Source organism: Candidatus Terasakiella magnetica (assembly GCF_900093605.1).
In the GTDB taxonomy this organism is placed as follows: domain Bacteria; phylum Pseudomonadota; class Alphaproteobacteria; order Rhodospirillales; family Terasakiellaceae; genus Terasakiella; species Terasakiella magnetica.
In genome coordinates, this window is sequence record NZ_FLYE01000002.1 from 148,628 (window position 1) to 164,375 (window position 15,748).

At 44.1% G+C, this 15,748-nt stretch carries 15 protein-coding genes; 4 read left to right on the forward strand and 11 right to left on the reverse strand.

Annotation, left to right across the window (positions count from 1 at the left end; genetic code table 11):
* Positions 1 to 56: 56 nt before the first annotated feature.
* Positions 57 to 1,016, forward strand: a complete 960-nt coding sequence (locus MTBPR1_RS03880) for a sensor domain-containing diguanylate cyclase (RefSeq protein ID WP_240492855.1) — start codon at positions 57 to 59, stop codon at positions 1,014 to 1,016.
* Here the strand turns inward: MTBPR1_RS03880 and MTBPR1_RS03885 are convergent.
* The 3 genes from MTBPR1_RS03885 to MTBPR1_RS03895 all read right to left on the reverse strand — a co-directional run bounded on the left by MTBPR1_RS03885 (position 1,013) and on the right by MTBPR1_RS03895 (position 5,255).
* Entirely contained in the window at positions 1,013 to 2,194 is a 1,182-nt protein-coding gene (locus tag MTBPR1_RS03885) for a GGDEF domain-containing protein (protein WP_069186239.1), read from the reverse strand. The genes MTBPR1_RS03880 and MTBPR1_RS03885 overlap by 4 nt on opposite strands.
* A 74-nt stretch (positions 2,195 to 2,268) precedes the next feature.
* Positions 2,269 to 4,215 (reverse strand): metallophosphoesterase family protein, encoded by a 1,947-nt coding sequence (locus MTBPR1_RS03890; RefSeq protein WP_069186240.1) that lies wholly within the window; start codon positions 4,213 to 4,215, stop codon positions 2,269 to 2,271.
* Between the two features lie 53 nt (positions 4,216 to 4,268).
* Positions 4,269 to 5,255, reverse strand: coding sequence for an ATP-binding response regulator (locus MTBPR1_RS03895; protein ID WP_069186241.1), 987 nt, complete (start codon positions 5,253 to 5,255; stop codon positions 4,269 to 4,271).
* A gap of 180 nt (positions 5,256 to 5,435) precedes the next feature.
* On the opposite strand from MTBPR1_RS03895, the gene MTBPR1_RS03900 reads away from it, so the two are divergent.
* The gene (locus tag MTBPR1_RS03900) at positions 5,436 to 6,947 is read left to right on the forward strand and encodes a sensor histidine kinase (RefSeq protein WP_069186242.1); all 1,512 of its coding nucleotides are present in this window, start codon (positions 5,436 to 5,438) and stop codon (positions 6,945 to 6,947) included.
* Here the strand turns inward: MTBPR1_RS03900 and MTBPR1_RS03905 are convergent, their stop codons facing one another.
* Positions 6,948 to 8,258 carry a rhodanese-like domain-containing protein gene (locus MTBPR1_RS03905; RefSeq protein WP_069186243.1) on the reverse strand — a complete coding sequence of 437 codons (1,311 nt, stop codon included), beginning with the start codon at positions 8,256 to 8,258 and terminating at the stop codon, positions 6,948 to 6,950.
* A 264-nt stretch (positions 8,259 to 8,522) separates the two neighbouring features.
* Here MTBPR1_RS03905 and MTBPR1_RS03910 point away from each other — a divergent pair, with 264 nt between their 5' ends.
* Positions 8,523 to 9,035, forward strand: coding sequence for a hypothetical protein (locus MTBPR1_RS03910; protein ID WP_069186244.1), 513 nt, complete (start codon positions 8,523 to 8,525; stop codon positions 9,033 to 9,035).
* Here MTBPR1_RS03910 and MTBPR1_RS03915 read toward each other — a convergent pair.
* The 7 genes from MTBPR1_RS03915 to MTBPR1_RS03945 all read right to left on the reverse strand — a co-directional run bounded on the left by MTBPR1_RS03915 (position 9,032) and on the right by MTBPR1_RS03945 (position 14,684).
* A complete protein-coding gene (locus tag MTBPR1_RS03915) occupies positions 9,032 to 9,472 on the reverse strand; it encodes a Crp/Fnr family transcriptional regulator (protein ID WP_069186245.1) in 441 nt (146 codons plus the stop codon). The genes MTBPR1_RS03910 and MTBPR1_RS03915 overlap by 4 nt on opposite strands.
* A 49-nt stretch (positions 9,473 to 9,521) precedes the next feature.
* A complete protein-coding gene (locus MTBPR1_RS03920) occupies positions 9,522 to 11,171 on the reverse strand; it encodes a sensor domain-containing phosphodiesterase (protein ID WP_069186246.1) in 1,650 nt (549 codons plus the stop codon).
* Between the two features lie 107 nt (positions 11,172 to 11,278).
* Complete coding sequence (locus MTBPR1_RS03925; protein ID WP_069186247.1) at positions 11,279 to 11,653, reverse strand: response regulator; 375 nt, start codon at positions 11,651 to 11,653, stop codon at positions 11,279 to 11,281.
* The gene (locus tag MTBPR1_RS03930; protein ID WP_069186248.1) at positions 11,653 to 12,210 is read right to left on the reverse strand and encodes a chemotaxis protein CheX; all 558 of its coding nucleotides are present in this window, start codon (positions 12,208 to 12,210) and stop codon (positions 11,653 to 11,655) included. The genes MTBPR1_RS03925 and MTBPR1_RS03930 overlap by 1 nt, the downstream gene beginning before the upstream one ends.
* 327 nt (positions 12,211 to 12,537) lie before the next feature.
* Positions 12,538 to 13,758 (reverse strand): type II toxin-antitoxin system HipA family toxin, encoded by a 1,221-nt coding sequence (locus MTBPR1_RS03935; RefSeq protein ID WP_069186249.1) that lies wholly within the window; start codon positions 13,756 to 13,758, stop codon positions 12,538 to 12,540.
* The gene (locus MTBPR1_RS03940; RefSeq protein WP_069186250.1) at positions 13,755 to 14,096 is read right to left on the reverse strand and encodes a helix-turn-helix domain-containing protein; all 342 of its coding nucleotides are present in this window, start codon (positions 14,094 to 14,096) and stop codon (positions 13,755 to 13,757) included. The genes MTBPR1_RS03935 and MTBPR1_RS03940 overlap by 4 nt, the downstream gene beginning before the upstream one ends.
* Positions 14,097 to 14,288: 192 nt before the next feature.
* Entirely contained in the window at positions 14,289 to 14,684 is a 396-nt protein-coding gene (locus MTBPR1_RS03945; RefSeq protein WP_069186251.1) for a hypothetical protein, read from the reverse strand.
* 215 nt (positions 14,685 to 14,899) lie between these two features.
* Between MTBPR1_RS03945 and MTBPR1_RS03950 the strand changes: the two genes are divergently transcribed.
* A complete protein-coding gene (locus MTBPR1_RS03950; RefSeq protein WP_069186252.1) occupies positions 14,900 to 15,646 on the forward strand; it encodes a hypothetical protein in 747 nt (248 codons plus the stop codon).
* Positions 15,647 to 15,748 lie beyond the last annotated feature (102 nt).

Sequence of the window (15,748 nt, forward strand, 5' to 3'; positions counted from 1 at the left end):
TTCAAGAAGGAAAAACAGGAAAACAGGTAGAATGTTTTTGTCCGCAGGAGGCTTTTGTGTCGACACGTCATAGCGAGCATCAGTTCGCCATCCGTTTGATGGAACATCTTGTTGTTCCAACCTTTGTGCTTGACCCGCAAGGGAATGTCATCATCTGGAATAAAGCTTGTGAGCGCCTGACAAAGGTGAAGGCTGAAGAAGTGCTGGGAACCAAGGATCATTGGAAAGCTTTTTATGAAGAAAGCCGTGTATGTCTGGCTGATCTGGTTTTAAATTCAAAGACGGAACAGTTAGAAGAGCTTTATCTTTCTCACAGTCCTAAACAAGATATATATGACGGGGTGCGCGCAGAAAACTGGTGTGTGATGCCACGTGCCTCTAAACGGCTGTATCTGGCGATTAATTGTGGGCCGATTTTTGATGACGATGGCCATATTATCGGGGTTGTTGAAACCCTTCGCGATATGACAGAACAAAAACAGGCAGAACAAGCCCTTGAAAGCCTCGCCCATAAAGACGGTTTGACCGGTCTTGCCAATCGCCGGTCTTTTGATATGTGTCTGGAGACAAACCTCCTTCATGCACGCCGTGAACAAGAACATTTGGCTTTGCTCTTATGTGATGTGGATCATTTTAAGCTTTATAATGATACCTATGGTCACCAAAAAGGCGATGATTGCCTGAAGGAAGTGGCACAGGCTGTGGGTAAACAGATTTTTCGCGCGACCGATATGGCAGCACGTTATGGCGGTGAAGAGTTTGCCATGATTATTCCGACGTCCGATGAAGAGGGCGCTCAACGGGTTGCAAAGCGTGTCCAAGAAGCGGTTTATGAGCTGAATTTAGAGCATAACTCCAGCCTGACAGATGACCGGGTGACCATGAGTGTGGGGGCAGTTTCCCTTATTCCTGGTGAGGATGTTAGCCCGTCAGTTTTGATTGAAATGGCTGATCAAGCCCTTTATCAGGCTAAGGAAGCAGGGCGAAACCGTATTTGTATGTTTCAACAAGCCTAATTAATCCGGTTTCGACCGCTGCGTTTTGCTTTATAAAGTTTGTCATCCACGGTCTTAAAGAAAGTGGAAAGGTTATGGTTTTCACATGGGGTGATGCTGCCAAGACCGATACTGATGGTGATATAGTCACTCACCATGGAAGGGCCGTGTTCGATCTTTAAGTACTCAATTGTTTCTTTAAGATGTTCAGCAACCGCATAAGCGCCTTCTCTGTTGGTGTTGGGCAAAATGCAGGCAAATTCCTCACCACCATAACGCGCCACCAGATCGCTTGTGCGATTGACTTCTTTGGATAGGGTTTGGGCAACTGTAATAAGGGTTTCATCGCCTTTGGCGTGACCATATTTATCGTTATAAAGTTTAAAATAATCAATATCGATGAGGATCAAAGACAGGTCAGTTGATGATTTAAGGGCCTGATCCCAAGAGCTTTGTAAAAACTCATCAAAAGCACGGCGATTAGGGATATCTGTAAGAGCATCTGTGTTTGAAATATCGTGCAGTTTTTCTGTATCTTCATCAACACGGCGCTTAAAACGGTTTTCACTTAAGAGAACAAACCAGCTGATCAACAGGGCAATAACCACAGCTGCCGCGCTCAATAAGATCATATTATTTTGCGCTTTATTGATTTCTTTTTGGGCTTTCACAGCTTCGCGTTTGGAGGCTTTTTCAAAGACTTTAACAAAAGCATTTAGACTGTTCAGGACGTCAATCTGAGCAATGACACCATTAAAAAGTTTTTTTCGGGTCTCCATGGACCAGTCTTCTTCAACGACCTCAATCATCGCTTTTTCAATGATGGGACGGGCAAGGCGGATATTGTTTTCAAGGGTTTCTAAAGCACGGGCCTCTTCAGTTGTGAGGTTGAGCTTTTGTAAAACTTCACGGGCTTTTAAAAAACGCCCGGCCTCATTTCGAAAGGCTTCTAGTTCAACGTCCCTGTCAAAATAATCATCAAGTGTTGAGGCAATGGTTAAACGAAAAGAACGTTCACGCACAGACTCGCGCATAAGAAAGGCGGCATTGACTTTCTCGCGATAAGCCGCATCGCGTGTCCAGGCTTCTTGGGTTTGGGTAAGATGTTGATAGCCGATATAGATACTGGCAACCATGCAAAGCATGATTGATGCAATACTGAGAACAAGAAAAAAGAAAGTCGTTCTAGATTGTTGCATATGTCCCCTGTTCCTACCTATAAGCCTATAAAACATATATGTATTAATGGGGTAATGGCAAGTCTGATATTGTTTTACTGCCAGCGTGAATGTTGTTCCATACGATGAAAGGCCACAGGTTTTTCATCGCTAAGAAACTGCCTAAAACGCCATGGACGCCCGTTCTCATCCAGTTCAACCAGCCCAATGCCTGCCCCATTTAAGGTTCGACGCCCATCGGCATGACCATCGGGCTTTCTGGGGATAACGCGCATGCGCCTGCGTTTTGTAAACCAGTTTAACGGTGATTGAGGGGCATAAAGCCAGCGGTTGACGATATCTAAAATATTAAGCAGCTTTTTTGGAAATTCGTTTTTTAGTCCGCTGCTGGTCACTTGCCAAATGTCCGGCCCGCCATCGCGTCGGCGTAATTCAACGTCATAAACAAAGGAATAATGCACATCACCTGAGAGAATGACGAAGTTTTGCGGGGTTTTGGAATGTAAGAAAACATTCAAGATGGAATTGGCCGTTCCCGGGTGAGCCATCCAGTTTTCCGCATCTACCATGAGGGGCTTGCCAAGCCATGTGAAAATCCGCTGGATGGTTTCAATCAGCTTAACCCCATAGATCGGGGCGGGCGAAACAAGCAAGACACTTGAATTGCCATAAAGCTTTTGTTGCAAATCGCCCAAGGCCTCCCAATCCAGCAGGCCGGAGGGTTTTACCATGGAACTTTCAGAGCGCCACCTGCGTGTGCGCGAGTCAATCACAATAAGGGGCGGGCTGGTCGGCCAGTCATATTCCCAGCCTTCAAAGCCGAGAATATCCTGAATGAAATCATCATGGGCCTGCCCGCCAAGTTGATCAAAAGCAGTTTGCAGCCGATCAAAAAGAGGGTCTTCAAAATGCTCAGGGCAATTGCCCCAACCTTGATTGATCAAATAAGCCGTCAGGCTGTTACCAATCATGCGTTTGGAAAAAGGATGGTTATAAACAGCCTCTTCCCATTGGCGGTTCAGGTTCCAATCATCGGTGACATCATGGTCATCAAAAATCATTGCAACAGGGATATGGGCCATGAGGCGGCGCACAAAGGCAAGCCCGTTTATAAAACGCTCAAGGATTTGTTTTTCTTTTTCAAATAGCTCTTTTTCTTCAGCACTTAGATGTGGGGGAACATGAAGGCAGGCAAGGCCCCAAGGCTGAGGTGACCAGACCATGAGATACATGACCAGATTTTCATGCAGGCTGATCAGGTGGTTATGAGCGGTATCGGTTGTGAAAATCGGTTTTTGAACCCCGCCAAATAGAACATCAAGCAAGGCACGATTACCCTCAACCGTGGGCAAGAGATGTTCCCGATTATAATAACAGTTTCGATGCTGATAGAGGCTGTCGGTGTTGGGCACAGCAGGGACTTGTAAACTGCTGAAATCTTCACTTGGCGCATTGAGCTTTTCAATGACCCCGTGAATGGCGCGCAACATGGGGCCAGCCACATCATCAGCATAAATCTGATCCCCTGAAAGCACCAGCATGGACGGCCATGTGGGGAGGTCTTGTGTTGAGGCATCTTCAAGGCTGAGAAGGTTTTGTAGCAGGCGGTCGCCTTCAATCAACCCATCAGGGGAGTCATGATGAGGTTTGCGACAGGAACCATGAATGACAGAACCCACATGGCTTGGGATTTTAAAACCAAGGCTATCAAGCCCGTTATAAAGCAACTCAGGGGAAAGTTCTGTGAGGTCCTGCCAATCCTGCTGGGCCGTTTTGAGCTCTAGCTTATAGTTGATCCACTCATCATGGGGGAGGGGATGGTCAAAAGAAACATCCACCATGGCGTAAAACAGGTTGGGTGCTGCTTTAAGCTGGCGCAGCCCTTGCCCGCCTGCCTTTAAATGGAAAGACTGTTGATCAAAAGAAAGTTTGATCTCGCTTTCTTTAGTGAGGGCAAGCCAAAGCGCAAAGCGATCAGCACTGACGCGCCGCAGGATGGGGCCAGCAAGGACAAGGGGAAGCGTCGCGGGGCTATCGTTCATGTCTATCGTTTCAGTTTCTCAAATACAGAAGAGAACTGATGGTATAAAGCGCTTTATTCTATGTCAACGACGATGCTGACTTCATTGCCTTTATCATTATACGTCAGGCTCGGAAAAGCCAGATGCAGGGCAATGGCAACACCACGGCCATGTTTGGCAAGCATAAGCTCAGGTGAAAATTCAGAATATTGACGCCAGTTAAAGCCTTCGCCTTGATCTTTGATGTTAAAGAGCAATTGTGTATCCGTTCGTCGATAATCAATTTCTACAAAGCGATCTTTATATTTATCATCTTGAAGGCGCTTTGCCGTTTCGATTTCCAGCTGCTTTTCTTCTAACAGGATACTTTTCTTTTCATAGCCAATTTCAAGGTTGCCATGCTCAATCCCGTTCATGAAGACCTCAATAAAGCCAATAATGGCGCTTTCCGGTTCTGGGCAGAGGTGGGATAGGGTGTTGGCAACATTGCTTGCCTGTTCGGGCGTCTGGATTTTGAATTGGGCTTGATTGAGACATTGAATGCTTTGAATAGGCTGGCGGGCCAGCTTTGACAGGCTGTCATAATTTTCAATCAGGGCCTCAATCTCAGGGTCATTGTCTTTTGCAGTGGCACTGATGAGGAAATTGAGTGTTTTTTGCAGCTTACTTTCCACATGGGCATCCATACGCTCACGTGCATTATGCAAGGATTGGATCGTCGCAATGAGTACATCAAAGTCGATGGGTTTTCTAAGATAGTTTGTCACGCCCAAACGGCGGCCTTTAATCTCGTCATCGCGCGAGACAAGTGCTGTTAAAAAGACAAAGGGGATGGCAGCAAATTCTTTGGATGTTTTCTGGATTTTCTCAAACAGCTCATATCCATCCATCTTGGGCATGGAAATGTCAGAAATGATCACATCGGGTGTATCATTTGTAATCAGCTCGAACGCTTCTTGGCCGTTATTAGCTTCACGTACATCATAACCGTTATAGCGAAGTTCATCGACGATTTCTTCTCGCAGATCGACTTCATCTTCGACAATAAGAATTTTTACCATGGGTTCCCTAGATATCTTTTTTTTATATCATTTGGTTAACTATAGCAGAAAACATTACGATCCGTGATACGGTATTTTACGCGTTGGGAAAGCTACTTAATACCTTTGAGATATTTTTTGCCCTATCTGCATAATTATCAGAATGTTATGATTTAAGAAGATCGGGCAGGGGATGAATAAATGGCTAGCTTTGAAATTGATGGCGCCGGGCAAAAAAATAGATGGGTTGATAAACTGGGTTTAACCAGCAGAACAACACGTCGCGCGTTGGTCTGGATTATCCTCATCGGTTTTATTGGTTCTTTCTCTTTGACCGGCTATCAGTTTTTTAGGGATAAAGCAGAACGCATTGCCCTGCTTGAAGATGAAATTCAGGCCTTGGGTAAAGTGTTTGCAGCTGGTCTTGCCCAAAGTTTATGGGTGCTTGATATAGACCAGATTGAAAACCAGCTTAAAGGTGTTGTTGAACTGCCGCTGGTTTCTGGCATTATTTTGGATGGTGAAAATAAAATCCAGTATCAATATGGCAGCACCATCAAAGACGAAAGGCAATTACAAGCGAGCTTTCCCATTGCTTATCAGGAATTAGGAGAGGTTTTTGCACTGGGTGAATTGATCATTGTGCATGATCTGGAAAAAGATATTGATGAGATTTTCTCTCAACAATTGATCAATTTTGTCGGCAACACACTCGTTATCTTATTGATTGCCCTGAGTGTCTCTTTGGTGTTTCAGGTTTTTGTCATCCAGCGTTTGATGGGGATTATCAGTGAGCTTAATAACATCTCAGCGGCTGATCTTCGCACCTTACCAGAGCGGGACCATCTTGAAGATGTATCAGAAGATTGGGATGAGCTTGATGCCTTGGCACGCTCAGTTTATGTGTTGCGCCAAACTGGATATGAGGTTTTAAGCGAGGCTGACCGAAAAGGCGCGGTTATGCGCAACCAGAATGTCGAGCTCTATCAAGCATTGGAAAATGAGCGCAAAATTCGTGAGCAGCACCGCACCTTTGTCACCATGGTTTCCCATGAGTTTAGAACCCCGCTTGCCGTGATTGATAATATTGCCCAAGGGGTCATTCGCAGGCAGGCCACCATGTCACCTGAAGATATTGAAAAACGCATGGTGAAAGCGCGCACCGCTATTAACCGGCTAACCTCTTTGATGGAAAGTGTGCTTGTTTCTGAGCGTATGGAAGAAGGCGCGATCAAACTGGATATTCATAAAGTTGAGGTTAAAGGCTTGATTGAAGGGATTGTGGAAACCCAACGTCGTTTTGTGAAACATGAGCTCAATTGTCTTTATAAAGAGTTGCCAGAAGAAATTGATGGTGATGTGCAGATGTTGCGTCTGGTTTTAGAAAACCTGATCGTGAATGCCTGTAAATATTCGCCTGATGCGGACCGTGTGGATATTGAGGTCTGGTGTGAAAGTGACATGGTATATATCTCCATTCGTGATTATGGCATCGGCATCCCGAAAAAAGACCGTGAACGTATGTTTGAACGTTTCTTTCGCGCGAGCAACGTCACAGGGATTTCAGGTTCCGGTATTGGCTTGAACACAGCGCGCAATATTATTGAACTTCACGGTGGTAAAGTGAGCTTGGACTCACAAGAAAATGTCGGCACAATTTTTACCGCTTCTCTTCCGCTTGGGGAAGACGTTGATCATCATGAGACTGTGTGATTATTCAAATTCCATTTGCACAAAAACACGACCTGCATTTTTTCGCGCCAGTTGGTTAAAGGTATCAAGGTGGCGATAGGCGGATTGATCAATGTCGTAAGCCTCTGCCAATCCTGCACCATCCTCAAGCAGTTTTTTCACTTCACTACGTAAATAGACCAAATAGTCATGGGTGTATTTGGTGATTTCTGCCATGGTTGTCGGCTCGCCATGACCGGGGATGACATGTTTGGCGTCGAGGGCCGCAAAGCTTTCCCATGACCTAATCCAGCCTGCTGTATCTGTTTCTTCAAAAACAGCAAGTAAGCGCTGATGAAAAGCCATATCACCCGCAATGACAAGGCTTTTAGCTGGCAGCCAGACGGAGATATCACCGGGGCTATGGGCAGGGCCGAAATGGAGAAGTTCGATTTTTTGTCCGCCAAGTTCTAACACCATTTTATCTTCAAAGGTGGTGTCGGGATGGACGACTTTTGATCCCATGGCTTTATCGCGGTATCTTTTAAAGGTCTGTTCGCTTAAACGATGGGCATTTTGTTTAATCTCATCAGCCGCATCCACATGGGCGATAATCTCAGCACCTTGTTCTTTCCAATATTGCGCGCCCATGGCGGCATGGGTTTGACCATTTTCTAAAATGACATATTTAACAGGTTGGGAAGAAAGCTGCTTCATCTCTTCATGAAATGACTGTGCCAGAAGATAGTTGGCACTGGCATTGACCACGATGGCGCCTTCAGATGTTTCAATGAAGGTCAGGTTATTGTTATGGCCGGAATTTTCATATAAGGGTGGGGCGGTTTGACCAATGGCTGACCAGACCCCATCAACCACTTTTTGGGGTTTTCGATAAAGGAAACTATCAGGTTCTTGATCTGCGATCTGCAGGGGCAGGTTGGCTTCTTTCCATTTCAAAACCCCATCTTCATAATTATGGACATTTTTATAACCCATATCCATGAGGGTTTTTGCCGCCAACGGACTGCGTAGATTTTGCCCGCAATAAACCACAATGGGGGTATTTTCATCCGGTGCGTGTTGGGTCATGCGAAATTCCAGCCAGCCCCTTGGGATCATTCTGTTTTGATGGGTTTTAATGGTCCCGCCCAGCGTATTGATCTCATGACTGGTTCTGACATCAATGAGAAGCCCCTCGGGATTTTCTTTGAGCCAGCTTTGTAATTCAGAAGTTGAAATATTGTGTATATGCTTGTGGACTTTAGCAAGCTGTGTTTCACCCCCCTCAAGGCTATAGGCAGGGCTTATTGCAAAAGCTAAAGCCACTAAAGAAGCAAGAAATCTGTTACGCATGGTATTTATCCTAAAGCCCTTAAAGTCTGATTCTGATTCTACTATATTAGATTAAGTTACTTTAGTGCCTCTTGTAAATATTAGAATTATTATAAAGAATAACGCATGCTAAAAACCTAATATTTTCAAAAGCTAAGCTATTAGAAAAGGCTAATTATACATTTAGATAGCTACTAAAGTCTAAAATATAAGGTTACCCTCATTGAATAGCTGTCCAAACAAGACAGCCTGTCGGACCCATCAGGTGAATAAGGAACGACCATTATGTTAGATAAACGAGACACATATCAGTTTGATAAACCAAACGATCTTATGAGTAAGTTCGTTGTGGAAGAAGATGATATCGATTTGTTTGATGATGAACCTGATGAGGATGACTTTGAGTTGTTTGGCGATGACCCGATCGGTCAGGAAGAGCCCCTGCTCAATATGCCCTCAGATGAGGATATTTTAAAGGCAGCTGAAAATTTCAAAGATGCATTTGCAGGTGAGGAACAGGCCTTAAGTGCGGCAAGCGGTGCAATTGTGTTGCATCAACATTTATCTTCCTCCGGTTATAAAACGGATTTGAGCTTAAATGATAATCTCGCCGTTGTGCTTGGCTATACCGATGAGGGCGATGATGAGTGTGAGCTTTTGGAAGCCGTTGAATCTATCTTGACCCAAATGGTCAGTATGAATAAGGATTTCGGCTTTAGTAGCTTTACAGTTGGCCCTGTGCGCACCCTAATCATGGATGGCAAGATCATGATAGAGGTCAACCTTATTACGGTTTAACCCCCAAAGGTCATTTTATAGTCAAGCAGGCGCAAGCGTCTGATCACGGTATAAAGCAGTGAATGGTAAAATCGCTCTAAAAAAGTATCTTGTGTTTTAGCGAGCTCTTCTACGATTGTATGATCAATTGATTTTACGGTGACATCTGTTTGGGCAATAAGGGTGGCACTTGCCCCCATATGGTCAATAAAAGACATTTCCCCAATGGTATCACCCGGCCCCAATGGTGTGGAAAGTTCGGTTTCTTTGCCATCGCGCGTAAAACGAATGACGCGAATTTCACCTTCCAAAATCACCATGATCTGGTTTGGATCTTCACCTTCGCGCATAATCACCGTATCTTTTTGAAAAATCAGATGGTGTGATCTTTCACGCAATGCGTTGATTTCAATCTCGTTTAATTCTTCAAAGGCGCGTTCAAAAGCAACTTTGGACATCCGCATCTCTCTTTCTTAAAAAGCGAAGGTTGGTCTTAATCTTAAGCTCTTAGTCTTTACCAGCAAATAATTCTTGGAACGATAACGGGTCAGGGTGAGGTTTGCCAAAATACCACCCTTGCCCATAATCAATACCGCAATAATAAACCTGATTGGCAATTTTCTTATCTTCGACCATCTCTGCCACTGTTTCAATGCCTGTTGTGGTGCACATTTTCGCCATGGTGCTTAACAGGTCATGCCCGCGTTTACTGGCACAAGCACGCCGTACAACCGGGCCATCAAACTTCACGATATCCACTTCCAAGGCATTGAGATAATCAAAGCTGGCAGCCCCTGCACCAAAATCATCCAGGCAGAATTTAAATCCTTTTTCACGGAAATCCTGAATGATGGCGTTGGTCTGTTCCAGATCATGAACCTCAGCCGATTCTGTTAGCTCAAACATCAAGCGCTGGGTCAGGCCGGGATAAGCTTCCAAGCGGTTATGAACTTCCTGAATAAAACGTGGGTTGCGCAGCGAAATACTAGAGACATTAATTGCCACACTGGGCAGCATGGAGCCTTGAGACAGGATGCTGTGCATCTGGGCGATGGTTTTCTCAAAAATAGCAAAATCCAGATCAACGATGAGCTCAAGGTTTTCAGCCAAGGTGATGATCTGGAATGTCGGTGGTGTTTTATCATCCTGTTTGAAGCGTGAAAGCACTTCAAAATGATGCACCTTACCCAAACGCATGTCACAAATGGGCATATAGACCAGATCAAAATCTTTATCCCGCGTCGTCTGTTTGATGAATTTTACCGTCTCAACGGTGCCGTTCATCATTTCATCAAGGGAGTCTGACAGGCGTGTGGCGGTGACTTTTTTATCTTGGGAGCAGAACTGCTGCATGGTGTGGACAAGAGCTTTGGCAACTTGGTCCTCACTCATGGCAGCGCCATCAGCATCAACGGTGAGAGAGCTTGTTTCCATCTCCTCGCCTTCAGGCAGGAATTTTTGTGCGGCTTCCTCAATCTCCATATTGACCTTGTCGGTATCTACATCAGTGGTATGGGCATAGCCAAAGCTGTCTTCACTGATTTGTCCGGCGGTATTTTTACCAAGGGAGTAGTTTTTCAGAACATCTGTAATGGCGGAGCTTAAAGACTGGCGATCACTTGCCCCGATCAGTTTGAAAAGGTCTTTGATCCTTTTAACCTTCACCAGTGTGACTTGGCCTTGCCCGCCTTTTTGTTGATGGTCTTGCAAGTGATTGGCGGCAGCTTGAGAAAAATCTTCCTGATTGAGGATTTCAGGTTCTTGACTGACGGCGCTTATATCTGTTTTAGGCGAGGCAACAATCTTTAAGGCCAAAAAGGCGTTATTATCAAATTCCGGCGTGCGATAGCCTGCCATGACGCACGGGAGCTGAATGTTTTTTTGACCCACAAGGGTGATGGCTGCATCTTCAATACGTTGATCTTCAGAGGTGCCATCAAGCATACCTTGGGTGAGGGTGCGCTGCTTATCGATGATGAGTTCTAGAAAAGGGCTGCCTGCAAGTTGTTCGGCACTTTTGCCAAAAATCGCTTCAGTCGCGCCTGCGACAAAGGTGATCGTATTTGTGCTATCAACTTCAAAAAGCAAATCTGCGCGGCAAAAAGCCAGCTTCACAAACCGATTTTTATCCAGCTTTAAGGCATCAATATCAGCCATTGCTAAAACCCTGATTAAACGTACTTATCTTAATTTTAGCGGGTTCTATCGCGATGTCTATGCTGTAAATGGGGTAAAAAGACTAAATAAATAGGCGTTATACCTGTTTACATGTAACGCTCGATAACCTGAGTGAGCACTTGTTCGAATTTGTCTTGTTTAATCGGTTTAAGAACATAGCCTTTAGCCCCATTCTTAAGGGCATTCATGACCATTTGTTCCTGACCATGAGAGGTCACCATAATGATGACAGCACTTGGAAACTCTGCACGAATAAGGCGTGTTGCTTCAATCCCGTCCATATCGGGCATGGTGATATCCATGGTGACAAGGTCTGGCACATAGTCACGATACGATGAAATGGCTTCCGCACCTGTTGAGGCGGTGCGCACAACATTATGGCCTAATCTTTCAAGGACAGTCGAAACTTTTTTGCGGGTAATGAGTGAATCATCCACAACAAGAACGGATAATGAAGACATTATGATGTCCCTCCCTGACCAATGAAATTGAGCTTATTATCAAAGGATTCTTTTGGGAGAATGAAGTCGATATCCATGATTCCAAATTCTGTCGTTAGAGTTACACTGAAGAACTTTGAGAACTCGCCGCCCAGTACTTTCTTCTTGCCATAAATTGTTTCCGGTGGTGTTAGGGAAATAACATGTCTTGGTGGGGCAAGTTCGGCTGTACTATGTCCGACAATCGTGTTCACTGCTTCACCAGCAGTCTCACGTATATACAACTCAAACTCTTCATCTTCAATATCAATATCGGCCGTAAACATTTTTGTGAGATGAGCGATCAGGTTTTCATCAAAACTAAAGGCAATGATAGACTCTATATTGCCGCCAAGTGAGACGAAGGAAGTCAGTGGCTTTAGGTTGATAAATTCTTTATTTTCGAGGCAGTAGTCGCATTTTTTTACAACTGTTTCGGTTTGAGACGAAAGAAAATCTTCAGCATGTTGAGTAATGACATACATCATTCTCTCAATCTGTGCTTTTGATTCTTGCGTATCCAGCTGTGTCATATTCATTTCATTTTCCTGCGCTCGCCAATTGCGTGTTAAGCATTTTGGCTTTTAAAGCATTAGATATTTAGATGCAAATATAAAAAAAACTCGAAAAACTCAACAATGTCAGAGTCTAAGCCAACAGACATGATGAGGCTTTAAGTCGCATTTCATTTAGATTACAAGGGATTATACTCTTTGCTTTGCTAATTTTTTATTAAGAGAATACGTATCATTAGATACAATTAAAGATTTCAATAACCTTATGCCTTTTCGAAGTACTTCTTTTAGATAGGCGTTAGTGGCGCAAGGCCTTATCTTTATAGATATGTTTTGAGGTGCGCGAGGGCGTTAAATTTCCCAATGCTGCGTCGCAATATGTTCAATCGTTGCGGGTGAAATATCTTCATGGGAGGCAATTTCAGGCCAGCTTTTGATCGCTTGTAAAACTTCATCGACAATTTGACCCGCGCGCCCGCGTCGCATGGAAACATGTTTTTCAAATGCGGTGAAATCCTCACGTGTAAATTGTGCCGACTTCCCATTGAGTGTCATTTGATGGGCCAAGCCATTGCTGTTGAATGTGAGGTTAATCGCAGGTGCAAGAGACCATTGGGCTTTTCTGTTCATGGTAAACATCAGGTGGCAAGGGTGGTCATTTGTATTCGCGCTAAGAATATTAAAGGCGGCGCGGCGCAGAAGTTCTTCTATTTCATCCATGCCTAGGCCAAGTTCACGAATAGTCTGAGCAACCTGTTCATAAGATTGGGAGTGAGCGGACCCTTTTAAAGCGAGGTGAGATTGCATGTGAAGCTTTTGGCCTGTGTCTGTGCGGTCAATGCGTTTAAGGGCAAAATGACAGCGCTCGCCTTCTTCAAGGATTTCAGAGGCGGCTGTGTCAATCCCGGCAAGCTCAGCCATTTGATGATAGGCATATTCGATCAAATTTGTTTCATGTGAGGCTGTGGTCCTCTCGCTTACCCCATCTAATTTTAAAAGCCAGTAGCTATAACCATCTTCGCTTGGTCCATGACCAGAGCGGACTTCACAGGTCTCTTCATTCCAGGCAATGGTGACTTTTGGGCTTTTGCCTTTTGTGGGTAAGGCCGTATCAAAGAGGTTGCTTTGTATAGAACTAGCACTGTTAAAAAAAGCTGGAAGATCGTCAGGGCCCTCAGCAAGCTCTTTTGCAAGATCAACAAGGCGTGCAATATCTAAAGGGGCCGTTTTTTTAAGAGGGGAAGTAAAAGTTGAGGAAACTTCAAGGGCCCCCATGAGACGTGGGCCTAGGATTGACAGCTGTTCAATCGGGTTGAATGTATGTCTGGCTTTTTGGCCTTGTTGTTGCCAGCATGAGAGGAGCTGTTGGGCAAAGGGACCGGGGAGGGCCTCTTGTAAAAGGGCGGGGAGGTGAGGGTAATGTTTTTGTTTGCACGGTAAAAGAAAAGGCGAAAGTTCAATGCCATATTCTAAAAACTCATCGCTAAATTCAAAATGACATGTCTTGTTTTTTTTATCCCAACTGAGGGCACCGATGGTGGCACCCCATAAATTAAGGGTGGCAAGACTCATTCTTCCTCTCCCCATGGAAGGGCCTTACGGGTGTTTTTTGAGGCTGTTTTTCTGATCCGTTTTTTAGGCCTGCGCGGCTGAAGCTGCTCAAACGGGCTTGGCGTTTCGCAAGGAAAAAGCAGGTTGAGGTTTTCGAGTAAATCAAGTGTGCGCAAAATACGAATGAGATTGACAAGCTGGACTGATTTCCCCGCTTCAATGCGTGTGATTGTGGGGGAGGAAACGCCCGCCTCTTTGGCAAGATCAATTTGTTTCAGCTCTTTTGATAAGCGGCGACGTTGAATGTTTTTTCCAATTGTTTTTAGCGCAACTTCATCTGTAGTTTTTGCATCAATCATTTTTAACTAATCAAAATTTTATAATTATGGTGTTAATTTTCTAAAAAAATAACTTTTTTGATCAGTTAAGTAAAGATGTTTCCAAAAGAGTGTTCTTTTTCTTATTGGGGCAATTGAACAAAAAAGAAGGCCCATCCAAGAAGGATAGGCCAAGTTGTGTAACGACTAAGGGGTAAGTTAGTCGTCAGCGCATTAGTGTTTCGTCTGTGAGGTTGAATAGCTCAACGTGGTGAAGTGGAATTGACGTTTCACGAGCTCAATCTCATAGAGAAGAAAGAGAATAACAAGACGGCTTTCACCTTCTTTATGATGTTCTAGCAAGACCTCAAGAAGACCTCTAAAACCGTCACAGAAGCTTTCTGTAAAATGAACGGGTTTGAGCTCTAGAGCAGAAGGCATCGGTGACTGACACTGATGTTCGACATATTCCCACAATTCACTAATAACTGAATTGCAGATGCGCTTGTCATCAAGAACGCTCGGGTCGCATTTGACCAAGTCGATGATGTCGCAAATACATTGCTGCTCTCTTGTGAGCGAGACGCTATCCAGTTCTTTTTTTACTGTATGTTGAATGAGCGTTTCCATTTTAACTCTGCCTTCGCATCTTCGGAGAGGGCTGTGCCATCCGTATTTATCTTTAATGTTTACATCATCGCGCTAAATGCTTTTTGGCGATATCCCCATATGGGAACAGATCGAAAAAATAGTAAAATATGACCCATTGTTCCCATATGGGGATATGCATCACGTTTGAGATGAGTAAATATGGCACAAAAGTATGAATTCGACAGGAGCTGAACGTGTTATCTCAAGAAATATTTGATCAAAATTGTAATTATATTGAGAGTTTTTATCCGGGGTTTATGGAACTACAAGACCTGTTTGATCAATATTTTGTCTCAAAGGAAATTGTGTCTTGTGAGCGTGAGCAGGTGCGTCATTTAAAGAAAATCCTTCAAACCGCCTATGAATACTGCCATTTCAAATCGGCAACCATGAAAGGTGCGGATGGTTTTGAACAGACTTGTGGAGAGAAGCTTAAAAATCAGAGCCAAGTTCTACAGCATTTGAAAATACTGAAACTCAGTAACTTCAACTTGAAGATTAAAGAACTAGAAGCTTATGTGGTGAATTTGATGGAAGGGGTTGTCATTCCCAATGAAGTACATTGTGTAGAATGCCCCAAAAACGGTCTCGCCATGCCCCTTGAGACAGCAGAGCCAGAACAGAAAAAAGTCGCAAGCGACGAGCTTGTCGGGAATGAGCTTCTTGAGATGGACCAAAAGTGCATCAGCGATATCATTCATCTGTTGAATAATGATCCAAGTCTTCTTGCTGATAATGCTTTTTTGCAAACAGTTATGGGTGAGATAGAAGAGTTCATGGAAAAATACTCAGCCCAGTCTATGGATGAGTGTGGAAACAGTTTCATGCAGGAACTACATGATGTTTTGAATGTTCTTGAGAGCTATCAGCAAGGTGAGGAAAATCTTGTGATTCATTTCAGAGGCTGTGAAATCAATCTCGCAAAAAGAGTATTTCATTAAACTTGTTCATTATTAACTGTTCTTGTGCTGTGCGTATTATTATGTGGAGTGATTGCGCATCCTCGTGTGTTTTAGTACTATAGTTCGGGTTGGCATTTTTGT